17 protein-coding genes are annotated in these 12973 nt (G+C 36.5%); 15 read left to right on the forward strand and 2 right to left on the reverse strand.

The annotated features are described in order from the left end of the window. Positions 1-11: 11 nt before the first annotated feature. From ABID46_RS04825 to ABID46_RS04895, 15 genes are read left to right on the forward strand one after another with little or no spacing between them, the layout of a single operon-like run. Complete coding sequence (locus ABID46_RS04825; protein ID WP_354507632.1) at positions 12-761, forward strand: ABC transporter ATP-binding protein; 750 nt, start codon at positions 12-14, stop codon at positions 759-761. After that, on the forward strand, positions 754-2043 hold the full coding sequence (locus tag ABID46_RS04830) for an ABC transporter permease (protein ID WP_354507634.1): 1290 nt from the start codon (positions 754-756) through the stop codon (positions 2041-2043). Before ABID46_RS04825 ends, ABID46_RS04830 begins: the two co-directional genes overlap by 8 nt. After that, complete coding sequence (locus ABID46_RS04835) at positions 2043-2453, forward strand: acyl-CoA thioesterase (RefSeq protein ID WP_354507636.1); 411 nt, start codon at positions 2043-2045, stop codon at positions 2451-2453. Before ABID46_RS04830 ends, ABID46_RS04835 begins: the two co-directional genes overlap by 1 nt. Then, positions 2450-3574, forward strand: coding sequence for a beta-ketoacyl synthase N-terminal-like domain-containing protein (locus ABID46_RS04840; protein ID WP_354507639.1), 1125 nt, complete (start codon positions 2450-2452; stop codon positions 3572-3574). Before ABID46_RS04835 ends, ABID46_RS04840 begins: the two co-directional genes overlap by 4 nt. Next, positions 3571-4170 carry a 3-oxoacyl-ACP synthase gene (locus ABID46_RS04845; protein WP_354507641.1) on the forward strand — a complete coding sequence of 200 codons (600 nt, stop codon included), beginning with the start codon at positions 3571-3573 and terminating at the stop codon, positions 4168-4170. The genes ABID46_RS04840 and ABID46_RS04845 overlap by 4 nt, the downstream gene beginning before the upstream one ends. Positions 4171-4175: 5 nt before the next feature. Then, positions 4176-4433 carry a phosphopantetheine-binding protein gene (locus ABID46_RS04850; RefSeq protein WP_354507643.1) on the forward strand — a complete coding sequence of 86 codons (258 nt, stop codon included), beginning with the start codon at positions 4176-4178 and terminating at the stop codon, positions 4431-4433. Beyond that, positions 4433-5626 carry a beta-ketoacyl-[acyl-carrier-protein] synthase family protein gene (locus ABID46_RS04855; protein ID WP_354507645.1) on the forward strand — a complete coding sequence of 398 codons (1194 nt, stop codon included), beginning with the start codon at positions 4433-4435 and terminating at the stop codon, positions 5624-5626. The genes ABID46_RS04850 and ABID46_RS04855 overlap by 1 nt, the downstream gene beginning before the upstream one ends. Further along, positions 5623-6681: a beta-ketoacyl synthase N-terminal-like domain-containing protein gene (locus ABID46_RS04860; protein WP_354507647.1), complete on the forward strand. Its 1059-nt coding sequence runs from the start codon at positions 5623-5625 to the stop codon at positions 6679-6681. The genes ABID46_RS04855 and ABID46_RS04860 overlap by 4 nt, the downstream gene beginning before the upstream one ends. Further along, positions 6681-7454, forward strand: a complete 774-nt coding sequence (locus ABID46_RS04865; protein WP_354507649.1) for a polysaccharide deacetylase family protein — start codon at positions 6681-6683, stop codon at positions 7452-7454. The genes ABID46_RS04860 and ABID46_RS04865 overlap by 1 nt, the downstream gene beginning before the upstream one ends. Beyond that, positions 7429-8067, forward strand: a complete 639-nt coding sequence (gene lolA2, locus ABID46_RS04870; RefSeq protein ID WP_354507651.1) for a flexirubin biosynthesis/transport protein LolA2 — start codon at positions 7429-7431, stop codon at positions 8065-8067. The genes ABID46_RS04865 and lolA2 overlap by 26 nt, the downstream gene beginning before the upstream one ends. Continuing rightward, entirely contained in the window at positions 8045-8680 is a 636-nt protein-coding gene (gene lolB2 / locus ABID46_RS04875; protein WP_354507653.1) for a flexirubin biosynthesis protein LolB2, read from the forward strand. Before lolA2 ends, lolB2 begins: the two co-directional genes overlap by 23 nt. Positions 8681-8691: 11 nt before the next feature. Beyond that, positions 8692-9297, forward strand: a complete 606-nt coding sequence (locus ABID46_RS04880; RefSeq protein WP_354507655.1) for a porin family protein — start codon at positions 8692-8694, stop codon at positions 9295-9297. 9 nt (positions 9298-9306) lie between these two features. Next, on the forward strand, positions 9307-9678 hold the full coding sequence (locus tag ABID46_RS04885) for an ApeI family dehydratase (protein WP_354507657.1): 372 nt from the start codon (positions 9307-9309) through the stop codon (positions 9676-9678). A gap of 1 nt (position 9679) precedes the next feature. Next, positions 9680-10144 carry a hypothetical protein gene (locus tag ABID46_RS04890; protein ID WP_354507659.1) on the forward strand — a complete coding sequence of 155 codons (465 nt, stop codon included), beginning with the start codon at positions 9680-9682 and terminating at the stop codon, positions 10142-10144. 9 nt (positions 10145-10153) lie between these two features. Then, on the forward strand, positions 10154-11341 hold the full coding sequence (locus ABID46_RS04895) for a DUF2062 domain-containing protein (protein ID WP_354507662.1): 1188 nt from the start codon (positions 10154-10156) through the stop codon (positions 11339-11341). Between the two features lie 49 nt (positions 11342-11390). Here the strand turns inward: ABID46_RS04895 and ABID46_RS04900 are convergent, their stop codons facing one another. Together ABID46_RS04900 and ABID46_RS04905 are read right to left on the reverse strand one after the other, a co-directional pair. Continuing rightward, positions 11391-12305: a DUF6515 family protein gene (locus ABID46_RS04900; protein ID WP_354507665.1), complete on the reverse strand. Its 915-nt coding sequence runs from the start codon at positions 12303-12305 to the stop codon at positions 11391-11393. 240 nt (positions 12306-12545) lie between these two features. After that, positions 12546-12971: a WapI family immunity protein gene (locus ABID46_RS04905; protein WP_354507667.1), complete on the reverse strand. Its 426-nt coding sequence runs from the start codon at positions 12969-12971 to the stop codon at positions 12546-12548. Positions 12972-12973: the final 2 nt, after the last annotated feature.

The raw sequence follows: 12973 nt of genomic DNA on the forward strand, positions 1-12973 counted from the left end.
TTTCGCTCCCAATGAATGCAATTGAATGCCAAAATCTAACGAAGTCGTATGACCATAAAAAAACCTTTGTCATCAAGGATTTTTCTTTAGATGTCAAAAAAGGGGAAGTTTTCGGTTTACTGGGTCCCAATGGTGCTGGCAAAACAACTTCCATTTCCATGATGTGTGGATTGTTATCCCCGACTTCTGGAAAATTATTGGTTTCGGGATTGAATTATGGCGATAATCGATCTGCCATTCAAAAGAAAATCGGAGTTGTTCCTCAAGAATATGCTTTGTATCCGACTTTAACGGCTTATGAAAATTTATCATTTTTTGGAAGTCTTTACAATTTGAAAGGAAATGATTTAAAGTCACGGATTGAATTAGGATTAGAAAAAGTCAACCTTTTGGATTACAAAAATCGACCTATCAAAGACTTTTCAGGAGGAATGAAACGTCGAATCAACCTTTTAACAGGAATTCTTCATCAACCCGAAATTTTATTTCTAGACGAACCCACCGTTGGGGTTGACATTCAATCCAAAGAGGTCATCATTTCGATTTTAAATGATTTAAACCAAAAAGGAACCACGATTGTCTATACCTCGCACCATTTGAACGAAGCGGAAAATTTCTGTACCCAAATTGCCATCATTGACAAAGGAAAAATTTTGGCAGAAGGAAGTCCAGAAAATTTAATTCATCAAGTTGAAGGTGCACAAAACTTGGAAGAAGTTTTATTGGAATTAACAGGAAATCAAATTAGAAACGATGCATAAATTACTAGCTTCCATCAAGAAAGAAATCCTGCTATTGTTTCGCGATTGGGGTGGATTGGGCATTTTATTCATCATGCCAGCCATTTTACTAATTGTGATTACATTGATTCAACAATCAACTTTTCAAGACAATCACCAAACGGTTATGTCACTGGTTTTGGTCAACAACGATCAAGGTGAAATTGGCGAAACAGTAGAAGAAAATATTTCCAATTCTGACAACTTGAAATTGATCAGTCAATGGAAAGAACAAAAGATCGATGAAAATCTTGCGCAACAATTGGTCAGCGATGGAAAATACCAAATTGCTTTGATTATTCCAGAAGGTTTATCGGACAATCTCAACGAAAAAATCAACACCAATGTCGAGAAAATTTTGTCTGAGTTTTCAATGGAAGAAACCGACAGTTCACAAACCGAATCAATAGTTTCTACCTCAGAAACTTCCAAAATCAAACTTTATTTTGATCCAGCAGTGAGCGAGACGTTTAAATCTGCTGTCAAAAATGACATTGATAAATTAATTTCCAAAATTGAATCCAAAAAAATTTATTCGGTTTTTGAAGATCAAATGGGAATCGAAACTGATGAAAATATGATGCATGATGCGACTATTCAATTCGAAGAAATCATAGCCCAAAAAGGAAAAAATGCTGTTATGCCCAATACGGTTCAGCACAATGTTCCCGCTTGGATTTTGTTTGGAATTTTCTTCATCATCGTTCCTTTGGGAATCAACATCGTCAAAGAAAAAAATCTAGGAACCAATATACGCATCAGAACCAGTCCAGTTTCGTATGCAACCATAGCATCGGGTAAAATCATCACCTATTTGATCATTTGTTTGATTCAATTCACAGTGATGTTGTTGATTGCCAAATTCCTTTTTCCAAAATTAGGACTAATTGCATTCAATCCTGGGATGAAAATTTTCCCTATGATCATCATTGTACTTTTTGCCTCTTTGGCCGCAATTGGATTGGGAATTTTAATTGGAACCATCATGAAAACCCAAGAACAAAGTGCGCCATTTGGAGCAATTTTCACCATTATTCTTTCGGCTATGGGTGGAATTTGGGTTCCTGTTTATTTGATGCCCGAAATCATGCAAAAGATTGCTGTTTTCTCTCCTATGAATTGGGGGATTACCGCATTTTACGATATTATTCTTCGAAACGGAAGTCTTCTTGACGTTTCGAAGGAATTATTCTTTCTATTTTTGTTTTTTGTCATCACATTTGTGATTTCACTTTGGATTAACAAACGTAACAACTGGATTTAATGCTGACTCATACTTCAAAATTTCGTGTTCGCTTCAACGAAACAGACCCTTTGGGAATTGTTTGGCATGGGCATTATGTGACCTATTTGGAAGACGGACGGGAAGCTTTTGGCGAAGAGTTTGGGATTTCCTATAAAGACATTCAACATGCAGGGCTTTTTGCGCCGATTGTGAAATGTACCGTGGATTATAAATTTCCATTGAAACATGGAGATTGGGCAAGGATAGAAACAAATTATGTAGATGAAATGGCTTCGAAATTGCATTTCACCTACAAGATTTTTAATGAAGAAGGAAAATTGGTGGCTACAGGCGAAACCATTCAGGTTTTTACCGATCAAAAAGGAGAATTATTTTTATCCTATCCGCCTTTTTTTGAAGAGTGGAAACGAAAAAATCAATTGTTATGACGGATGTTTTCATTTCAGCAGATTCCTTGATTACTCCTTTCGGAATCGGAAGTCAATTGGCTTTTGATGAAATCAAATCAGGAAAAACAGCCATCCAAAAACATCCTAATTCAGATTTTAGTTCAAACGAACTTTACGCTGCCATCATAGAAGAAAAGGACGAATGGTTTTCTCATTTGAACCTTGACGATTCCTATACAAGATTAGAAAAATTAATAATTCTTTGTTTGAAGAATTTATTTGAATCCAATCAACTTAAAATTTCTGACAAAACTTTGATTGTTCTATCGTCGACCAAAGGAAATATTTCAGTTTTGGACAATCCAAACCAAAATTTCCCGAGAGAAAGAGCCTATTTGACTTCTTTGACACAGAAAATTGAATCTTATTTTCAAATTCCAAATCCAATTCAAATCGTTTCCAATGCCTGTATTTCGGGTTCATTGGCGATTGAATATGCCAAAAGATGGATTCAATTAGGAGTTTATGAAGATGCGATTGTGATTGGCGCAGATGAAGTGTCCAAATTCATCGTTTCGGGATTTGAATCCTTTCAAGCGGTGAGTTCAACCTTTTGCAAACCTTTTGATGCTGATCGAATTGGAATCAATTTAGGAGAAGCGATTGGCGCAGTTTATTTGACGAAAAATCCAGCGGTAAATTCGGTGAAAATTTTAGGAAGCGGAAATTACAACGATGCCAACCATATTTCTGGACCTTCGAGAACGGGAGAAGGTTTGTATCGAAGCATCCAAAAAGCAATGGAAGATTCTGGAGTTGAAATCGATTATATTTCGGCGCATGGAACTGCCACTTTGTACAACGACGAAATGGAATCCATCGCCTATCAGCGATCTAGTTTACTAGAAGTTCCAACCAATAGTTTGAAGGGCTATTTTGGTCATACCTTAGGAACGAGTGGAATTTTGGAAATCATCATGGGCATTCATTCGCTTCGAACCAACACCTTGATAAAATCCTACGGATTTGACAACCAAGGAACCTCAGAACCGGTCAACATCATACAAGAAAATAAAACCCAAGAAATCAATGCTTTTTTGAAAACTGCAGCTGGTTTTGGCGGAAGTAATATTGCAACAATCTTTCAAAAATTAACATGAAAAAGCCCAATTTCATAGAATCTTATTGTCGAATAACAAATGTACAAATCATTTGCGATGGTGAATTGATTTTGGAAAATTCAGCAGAAAACATTTCTGAATTTTTGAAAGAAATCTATCGACTTTCAGATGCCAATTATCCGAAATTTCACAAAATGGATTTGTTGTGCAAAACAGCATTTCTAGCAGTCGAAATGATGGCTAAAAAAATCAAGATTTACCAAACCAATACCGCGATTGTTTTGTCCAACCGGAATTCGAGTTGGGTTTCAGACGAAAAACACGCAAACTCTATCTATTCGGCAGATTCCATGGCGAGTCCAGCGGTTTTTGTCTATACACTTCCCAATATTGCCTTGGGCGAAATAAGCATTCGTCATCAATTATTTAGTGAGAATCTTTTCCTTATATTTGACAAGTTTTCCCCGGAAACCCTTGTTCCTTATGGCGAAATGCTCTTGCAAGAAAACAAAGCCGATAAAGTACTGATGGGTTGGGTGGAAGTCGAAGAAAACCACTTAGATGCTGTGGTTTATTTAGTTGGTGAAAATGGAAAAAACCAACATACAATAGAAAACGTAACGAATTTATACTGATAAAAATGAGTGCTTTAACACAAGAATTAAAAGAGAAAATCATTACCCAATTAAATTTGGAAGATATAACCATAGACGATTTACAAGACGATACGCCTTTATTTGGTGACGGATTGGGATTGGATTCCATCGATGCTTTGGAATTGATCGTTTTATTGGACAAACAATACGGAATCAAATTGGCCGACCCAAAAGAAGGACGTAAAGTGTTTGAAACTGTTCAAACAATGGCAGATTACATCGAAGCTCACCGTACGATCTAATGAAAAATCAACCGATCGCCATTACCGGAATGGGTATTGTTTCGGCCATCGGAAAGAATGTGCCGGAAAACGAATATTCTTTGTTGAATAATCAACATGGCATTCAAAAATATTCGGTCCAAGATCCTTTGATTCATCAAGAGAAATGGGTAGGAGAAATTCTATTGTCCAATGAAGAATTGTATTCCGAATTGGGATTAAACCCAAAAGATGCCTACACAAGAAGTACGCTTTTGGGCCTAAAAGCTGCGAAAGAAGCCATTTCTCATGCAAATCTTGATTTGAACGATGGATTGAAAACCGGATTCATTTCTGCGACAACCGTCGGAGGAATGGATGCGACCGAAAAATACTATTTCGACTTTTTAGAAACCGAAAATCATACGAACTATATCCCAACCCAAAATTGCGGAGTTCATGCCGAACAAATTGCCGAAATTTTAGGGATTAAGGACTATATCACGACCATAAGTACTGCTTGCTCTTCGGCTGCTAATGCCATTATGTTGGGCGCTCGCATGATCAAAGCAGGAATTTTGGACCGTGTTGTTGTGGGCGGAACCGATAGTTTATCGGCCTTTACCATCAACGGATTTTCTTCTTTGATGATTTATTCCGATGAATTTTGCCAACCTTTTGACGACAACCGAAAAGGTTTGAATTTAGGAGAAGCAGCGGCTTACATTATTTTGGAATCAGAAAAATCAGCAGGCTCAAAAGATATTTTGGGTTATTTAGCCGGATATGGAAATGCCAACGATGCTTTTCACCAAACGGCATCGTCCGATGATGGTCAAGGAGCTTATTTGGCAATCCAAACGGCTTTGGAAGTTGCCAATCTAAATCCTTCCGATATTGACTACATCAATGCTCATGGAACCGCAACTCCCAATAATGATTTGTCAGAAGGTCAATCCATTTCACGCGTATTCGATCAAGTTCCCGATTTTAGTTCCACCAAAGCTTTTACAGGTCACACCTTGGCTGCGGCTGGTTCGGTTGAGGCGGTATTTTCATTATTGGCTCTAAAAAATCAAGTGGTTTTTGCCAATTTGAATTTTCAAACGCCCATGAAAGAATTTGATTTAGTTCCTCAAACCGAAATAAAATCCAAAAAAATTCAAACGGTTTTATCCAATTCTTTAGGTTTCGGAGGAAATTGTAGCAGTTTGATTTTCACTCATCCATCATGAAAGAAATTTACATCCATAGCGCATGTTCCATAAGCATTCAAAAAACGACGGAAGAAGGTTATTTTTTTGAAGAAATAACCGAATATGCTGAAAATGGAATTCCAGTCATCAATCCCGATTACAAAGAATTCATTCCTGCGCTTCAATTGAGAAGAATGGGAAAAAGCATGCGGATGGCCGTTTATGCTTCCCAAAAAGCGATTGCACAAGCGGGAAACCCAACCATTGATGCGGTAATTACAGGAACAGGCGAAGGTTGTTTACGCGATTCCGAAAAATTTGTCGAAGCACTTTGGGAAAACGAAGAAGGCGGAATGTTAAATCCGACTCCCTTTATCCAATCGACACACAATATGGCGGCTGCAACGGTTGCTTTGGCTTTGGGTTGCAAGGGTTACAATATGACGTATACCAACAATTCCAATTCGTTTGAATCGGCCTTGTTGGATGGACAATTGTATCTTAACGAACATCCCAATCAAACGATTTTAATTGGAGGATTGGATGAAATATCAGAAAAAACCACCGATTTCTGGTCCAAATACGGATGGCTAAAAAAAGAAGGGTTTCAAATTCCGATTGATTTAAAATCAAATTCTGATGGTGAAATTGTTTCAGAAGGCGCTGGATTTCTTGTCGCTTCGGTTGAAAAACCTAAGCAGTATTTAGGGAAAATTTCGGCTGTCAAAACAGCTTTTGATGTCCAAAATCCTGCTCAATTCGTGCAAGAATTTTTGAAAGAAAATAATTTAAAGATCCAAGATATTGATGGAGTCATTTTGGGCAACAATGGAGATAGCAAATATGAAGAAATCTATCAAACTCTTTCCAAAACAAGTTTTGCGGAAACACCTCAAATTGTCTACAAACATATTTTGGGAGAATTTGACACTGTAACATCCATCGCGGTTGAAATTGGACTGAAAATTTTGAATCGTCAAGAGATTCCAAAAAATCTTCGTTGGAATAACATCAACCGATCTGAATACAAGACCATCTTGCTTTACAACCAAAGAAGAGGACAAAATCATAGTGCCATTATCCTTCGAAAATAATGCGAACGTTAATTTTTTACATTCTACTTTTCGATGCCATTCTGTTTACAGGAGTTTTTTGGTATTTAGAATTTCCTTGGTACATCATCCTTTTACTGTTTTTAGTTTTTTTAATTTTTACCGCACTTGCTTCCTCGCAAATAAGGTGGAACCTATTCGTTTCATCCATTCATAGCGGAAACAAAGTCGGAAACCAAATTGCCTTGACATTTGACGATGGACCTCATCCGGTTTATACGCCATTGGTTTTGGACATCTTAAAACAACATCAAGCAAAAGCAAGTTTTTTCTTAATCGGAAAAAACGCAGAGAAATATCCGTATTTGGTAGAAAGAATTTTCGAAGAAGGTCATACAATTGGCAATCATAGTTATTCGCATAGCAATACGATCGGATTTTCATCCAAAAATCAATGGATTCAGGAGATTCAATCAACCAATTTGGTCATTCAAAAAATAATTGGCAAAACACCCAAATTGTTTCGACCTCCTTTCGGGATTACGACTCCTCATTTGGGTTTAGCGCTTAAACAAACGAAAATGACCAGCATTGGATGGAATCATCGAACTTTTGATACAGCGCAAAAGAATGTAGATGCCATCGTACGAAAACTTGAACAAAACGTTCAAGCAGGAAGCATCATTCTGTTGCATGATTCTCATGAACGAATCCAACCTCTTTTGGAACAGTTATTGACAAAACTTGCCAACAAAAACCTTAGTTTTGTGAGTCTAAATGAATTGCTCGATGAAAAATCTTATTTGGAAGTTTAGTTTACTGATTATCTTATTATTTGTAGGAAATTTTGTTCAAGCACAATTGTCTGCTACTGAAATTAAATCCCTCAAACAAAACATCGACAATACCGCCAAAGGCTTGACAAGTTTGGAAAGCGAATTTACCCAAACCAAACATTTGGATTTCATGGAAAACGATGTGAAATCAAGCGGGAAATTGTATTTCAAATCCAAAAACAAAATTCGTTGGGAATATAGTTCACCTTTTCACTACTATGTGATTTTCAACCATGAAAAAATGTTTGTCAATGACAATGGAAAGAAAAAAGAAACCGAACTTTCCAAAAGCAAATTGTTGAAAGATTTAAACAAAATTATGTTGGGAACTGTGAATGGCTCAGGCGTTTTGGATGAGACCAAATTCAATATTAGCTATTCCAAATCGGGTGCTGATTATATTGCGAAAATGGTTCCTACCGATGCGACTTATAAAAAATACATCAAACAAATTGACTTGACTTTTGACGGAAAAACTTATCTTTTGAAAAAAATTAAAACCACTGAACCTTCTTTGGATTATACCTTGATTGAGTTCAAAAATCAAAAGAAAAATGCAAGCATTTCCGATGAAAAATTTAGTTTCAAATAAATCAAACCTTCGTCGTTTTTGGTTTGGGTTATGCATTCTTTTTCTAGGCTTTTCCCTAAATTCTTGTTCAACCTATACGCGTAATTTTCAAGTTCAGGAAAATTCCATTTCAACTTATACTCCAGCTTATTTGGAAGATTTTCAAGAAGCCAGCTTCAAAGTTTCCATTGAAGCCTTTGGAAATCAATTTGGTGGAATCATGGTCGCCAAACGATTAGGATTCAATCATTTTCGCTTTGCGATGATCAATGAATTTGGCGGAAAATTATTGGATTTTGAATTGATCAATCAAAAATTAGAATTGAATTATGCCATCGAACAATTGAATCGTAAAATGCTGCTCAACTTATTGGAAAAGGATTTCAGTATGATTTTTTCCGAAAACAATCCGATCCTAAAAACTTTTGTTTCAAACGGAAATACCATTCTGGCAGGTCAAAATGCCATTTATTATCAGTTGAAAGAAGATTCACTAAACGAAATTCATTTCGCCAAAAACAAACTCAAAACACGCATAGAATTAATTTCCTCTGAAGAAATTTTGCCCAATTTTGATATCCAACATGAAAATATGCCGATAAAAATTTTCTTACATTTGCTACCAATTCAATAACCTAAAACAATATGAAAAAATCACTTTACTCCTTCTTACTAGTTCTTATTTTTGGAATTTCTCATGCACAAGTTGAGCTTTGGCTTGGACCCAAAGCGGGTTTAAACCTTGCCAATGTTTCTGATGTGGAAGGCGATTCGTACATGGGTGCTTATGGAGGAGTAGCTTTTGGCATTCATTTTTCTGAACGCTATGCCTTACAGCCCGAAATGGGAATTTCCATGCAAGGCTCTAAGGGCATCTACAATTCCAATCAAGATTTGAAATTAACCTATTTTAGTATCGGTGTAATCAATAAATTATATCTGGTTGAAGGATTCCATCTTTTGGCTGGACCCGAATTCAATTTCAAGGTAAACGATACTTTTTCAGATTGGGTTGGAGATGATATTTACGACGATGAAGGAAACTTCATAGGAGAGTCCGACCCACAACCTTTTGATTTTGCTTTGGTAGGCGGATTGGGATATGATTTACCCTTTGGCTTAACTTTGGAAGCTCGATACAAACAAGGATTACAAGATGTGATGAATTTCATCAATTGGGACGATGAGAAATCTCGTTTGAACCAAGTTTTCCAAATTGGTATCGCTTATAAATTCCATTTAAATAAATAAAATTAGAACATGAAACTCCTGAACAATTTTTATACAATACTTGAATCCAATACAAATGAAAACGGCTTATCGGTTTTGGTGAAGATTGATAAGGAGCATTCTATATTTGACGGTCATTTCCCGAATCACCCCGTGACACCTGGGGTTTGTACCATGCAAATCATCAAAGAATTATCAGAGGAACATTTGGGGAAAAAATTGATGTTGAAAATGGCACGAAATGTGAAGTTTATGGCCATCATCAATCCTCAACAAAATGAAGATGTTCGATTTGATTTGGCTATCGATACAGATGAAAATGGAGATTATTCCATCAAAAGCACTGTATTGATCGATGAAAATCCGGCATTGAAATTTGGAGGTGTTTATAAAACCATCTAACATGAACCCATTTTTATTTGTCCTATTTTTTCTTGCTGGAAATTTGATTTTCGCGCAAAATTCCGAAATCAGAACCTCCTATAGAGCTGCTACAGAATCTGAAGCAAAAGCCAAAGCTTTCTATGAATTAGTTGATGGTACGACTTCGTCTGACAAAGCTGAAATGATGGCCTACAAGGGCGCTGGAATCACTTTATTGGCAAGATTTGAGCCTTTGACAAAACGATCTGCCAAGGTAAAATCGGGAATCAAATGGATCGATGATGCCATCAAAAAATCTCCCAACAATGTAGAAGTTCGATTGATACGTTTAAGCGTTCAAGAAAACCTACCCAAAATGTTCAAGTACAATACGCATATAGAATCTGATCGCAAATTTATCAAAGATGCTTTGCCCACTATTCAGGACAAAGATTTGGTCAAAATGATCAATGGCTATTTTGCGGAATTTTCCGGTAAAAAATAGAATGAATTGATGCACGAAAATTTACTCTCTACTATCCAATCTTGCGTAATCATTCCTACTTATAACAATGAAAAAACCTTAGAACGCGTCATTCTGAAAACATTGATTTATACGTCTGATGTGATCATTGTAAACGACGGTTCAACGGATTCAACACCCGAAATTCTTCAGAAATTTAGTCAACTTCATCAAATTCATTTTCCCAAAAATCAAGGAAAAGGAATGGCCCTACGTGCGGGATTCAAAGAAGCTTTGAAGTTGGGATACCAAAATACCATTACGATAGATTCCGATGGACAACATTTCCCAGAAGATTTCGAAGTTTTTGTCAACGAAATCAAAGAAAATGGTGAAGCTTTATTGATCGGTGATCGAAATATGGAGCAAGAAGGAATTCCCGGAAAAAGTAGTTTCGGCAATCGAATTTCCACTTTTTGGTATTGGTTTGAAACGGGAAATAAATTGCGTGATACGCAATCGGGATTTCGTTTGTATCCGATTAAACAAATGGAAAATCTCAAGTATTTCACCCGAAAATTTGAATTTGAAATTGAAGTCATCGTCAAAGCAGCTTGGGCAGGAATTCCGGTCAAAAATGTTCCGATCCAAGTTTTGTATGACGAATCAGAAAGAGTTTCGCATTTCAGACCGTTCAAAGATTTCACACGAATTAGCATTTTGAATACCTATTTGGTATTGATTACCTTGTTGTACATCAAACCCAGAGATTACTTCCGAAAGTTCCAGGAGAAAGGTTTCAAACGTTTTTTTTTAGAAGATCTTTTGCATAGCGAAGATTCGAACTTGAAGAAATCCTTATCGGTTGCGTTAGGAGTTTTCATTGGCATTGCGCCACTTTGGGGATTTCAAACCGTGATTGTTTTGTTTTTGGCTTATGTTTTACGATTGAACAAATTGATTGCTTTTGCCTTTTCCAATGTTAGCATTCCACCGATGATCCCATTGATTATTTATGCTTCTTTGAGCATTGGAAATTTCTTTTTGGGAACGCCTAAACTCAACAAATTTCAATGGAACGCCATCGAATCCTACAAAGAATACATCACGACTCATTTGGCTGAATATTTCGTTGGTAGTTTAATTTTGGCTAGTGTTTCGGCTGTTTTGTTCGGACTGATCAGTTATTTGGTGCTAGGAATTCGTTCCAAGAAAACGCAAAAAATTCATTCGATATAAAAAAACCCGACAATCGCCGGGTTTTCACGTAATGTTATAAACTTCTATTCTAATTTAGGTATCCAACTACTTGATACACTCTTTCTCCGTAATAATGAATTCGTTTGTAAACGACTCCAAAGTATTCGTAGTATTTACGACCGTTGATGAAAATTCTTTGCGCATACATCGGTAAATCGTATACAATCGCTCCCATCGGTGGCTGAACTACGTGATAATAATTATCGTAATAGTTGTAATAGGTTCCATTGAAGTAGTAATAATTCGTTCCTCCAATGTACATATTGTGATATCCGTATGGCAAAGAGCTCATTCTAAATCCGATTGGCGCTGGAATCAAACGGTAATTGTTGTTGTACCATTGATAGTAATACCCGTTGTCCATATAATAATCGTGTTGATTGTATTTCACTTTGTGAACATGCTCACGACGATTGTTTGACAAATAAATCACACCATCGGAATTGTTGTTATTGTTTTCATATCGAACCGATCTACGCTCAAAGGTTTCTGCTTTTGGCACTTGTTCTACGCGAACTGTTCTGATTTCTTCTGATTTGGTGCTATTGTTACGTACGCTCTGAGAAGTATTCCCATTTTGTGTTGCACGAACTGGTTTCACTGTATTTTCAGAAGAACGAATGCTTCTTGTTTCTTGCGTTGCGCGAGTTGGCTCTGTACGAACATTGCTATTGGTTGAACGAGTCGGCTGCGTTGCTACTGCCGGTTGGGTTGTTCTTGTAGGCTGCGTCTTTACAGACGAATCATTGCTACGAATAGATGAATTCGAATTAGGAGCAGTTCTAACAGGAGCAGTTTGAGTAGAACGACTTGGTGTTTGAGTCACGGTCGCTTTGTCTGAATTTCCTCTGTTGGAATTTCCAGTAGATCGAACTTGTGCATCGACCAAAATTGAACTCGCCATGATGGTGAATGCGCCTAAAAAGAATTTAAATGTTTTCATCTTTTCTAAATTTTATGGTTTCGTTCATCGAAGTTTTGTGTTTCCATTTTTCATTTGACAAACCTTCTTTTGAAACTTAAACCAACTAATACCAAATCCGTGCTAAACTTTATAAAATATGAGAAAAATCAGTTATGTGTCGACGATTGGCAATAATTTATCGACGAAATAGAAAATCCCGCTGATTTTGTGTTGTGTTCTACACAAACAACACACTCCCAAGTGAGAGATTTTGTAATTTTACGGTTTACCTATAATCGGATATTCAATAAGTATTTTGTGAAGCTGGGAATTAAAACTTATTACAGTCTGAATATCTGTAACAAAAGTAAATTCTAAACAACATCTTGTCAAATCTGTAGCTGTCAACTTTCCGCTCACTTGGATACTCCCAAATTTATCTTTTTGAAAAGAAAGTTCAATTCCTTCTTCCAAAGTAGTAAGTTTTGCATTATTTGTAATACCATTTATCAAGCCTATAACATCATTATAGCATCTTTTCAAATCGTCCGTTCGCAGGTTACAATCATAGTTTGCTGTAAATCCAGGAAAATTGCCTTTAACAGAAGTATAAAGCCAATTTTCTTCCCAAAAATCATCAGATCCCGATATTTTATTGGTTAAAACCTCAAGTTCTAAATACCCTATATCTCCTTTTAGTATCATAT

This window comes from Moheibacter stercoris (assembly GCF_040545805.1).
In the GTDB taxonomy this organism is placed as follows: Bacteria; Bacteroidota; Bacteroidia; order Flavobacteriales; family Weeksellaceae; genus Moheibacter; species Moheibacter stercoris.

Bases quoted from the DNA above. Each gene is read 5' to 3' on its own strand.
- ABID46_RS04890 (WP_354507659.1), top strand. From the start codon at position 9,680: ATGAACCCATTTTTATTTGTCCTATTTTTTCTTGCTGGAAATTTGATT.
- ABID46_RS04850 (WP_354507643.1), top strand. From the start codon at position 4,176: ATGAGTGCTTTAACACAAGAATTAAAAGAGAAAATCATTACCCAATTA.
- ABID46_RS04840 (WP_354507639.1), top strand. From the start codon at position 2,450: ATGACGGATGTTTTCATTTCAGCAGATTCCTTGATTACTCCTTTCGGA.
- lolB2 (WP_354507653.1), top strand. From the start codon at position 8,045: ATGAAAAATTTAGTTTCAAATAAATCAAACCTTCGTCGTTTTTGGTTT.
- ABID46_RS04825 (WP_354507632.1), top strand. From the start codon at position 12: ATGAATGCAATTGAATGCCAAAATCTAACGAAGTCGTATGACCATAAA.
- ABID46_RS04830 (WP_354507634.1), top strand. From the start codon at position 754: ATGCATAAATTACTAGCTTCCATCAAGAAAGAAATCCTGCTATTGTTT.
- ABID46_RS04860 (WP_354507647.1), top strand. From the start codon at position 5,623: ATGAAAGAAATTTACATCCATAGCGCATGTTCCATAAGCATTCAAAAA.
- ABID46_RS04885 (WP_354507657.1), top strand. From the start codon at position 9,307: ATGAAACTCCTGAACAATTTTTATACAATACTTGAATCCAATACAAAT.
- ABID46_RS04865 (WP_354507649.1), top strand. From the start codon at position 6,681: ATGCGAACGTTAATTTTTTACATTCTACTTTTCGATGCCATTCTGTTT.
- ABID46_RS04905 (WP_354507667.1), bottom strand. From the start codon at position 12,971: ATGATACTAAAAGGAGATATAGGGTATTTAGAACTTGAGGTTTTAACC.
- ABID46_RS04855 (WP_354507645.1), top strand. From the start codon at position 4,433: ATGAAAAATCAACCGATCGCCATTACCGGAATGGGTATTGTTTCGGCC.
- ABID46_RS04895 (WP_354507662.1), top strand. From the start codon at position 10,154: ATGCACGAAAATTTACTCTCTACTATCCAATCTTGCGTAATCATTCCT.
- ABID46_RS04900 (WP_354507665.1), bottom strand. From the start codon at position 12,305: ATGAAAACATTTAAATTCTTTTTAGGCGCATTCACCATCATGGCGAGT.
- ABID46_RS04835 (WP_354507636.1), top strand. From the start codon at position 2,043: ATGCTGACTCATACTTCAAAATTTCGTGTTCGCTTCAACGAAACAGAC.
- lolA2 (WP_354507651.1), top strand. From the start codon at position 7,429: ATGAAAAATCTTATTTGGAAGTTTAGTTTACTGATTATCTTATTATTT.
- ABID46_RS04845 (WP_354507641.1), top strand. From the start codon at position 3,571: ATGAAAAAGCCCAATTTCATAGAATCTTATTGTCGAATAACAAATGTA.
- ABID46_RS04880 (WP_354507655.1), top strand. From the start codon at position 8,692: ATGAAAAAATCACTTTACTCCTTCTTACTAGTTCTTATTTTTGGAATT.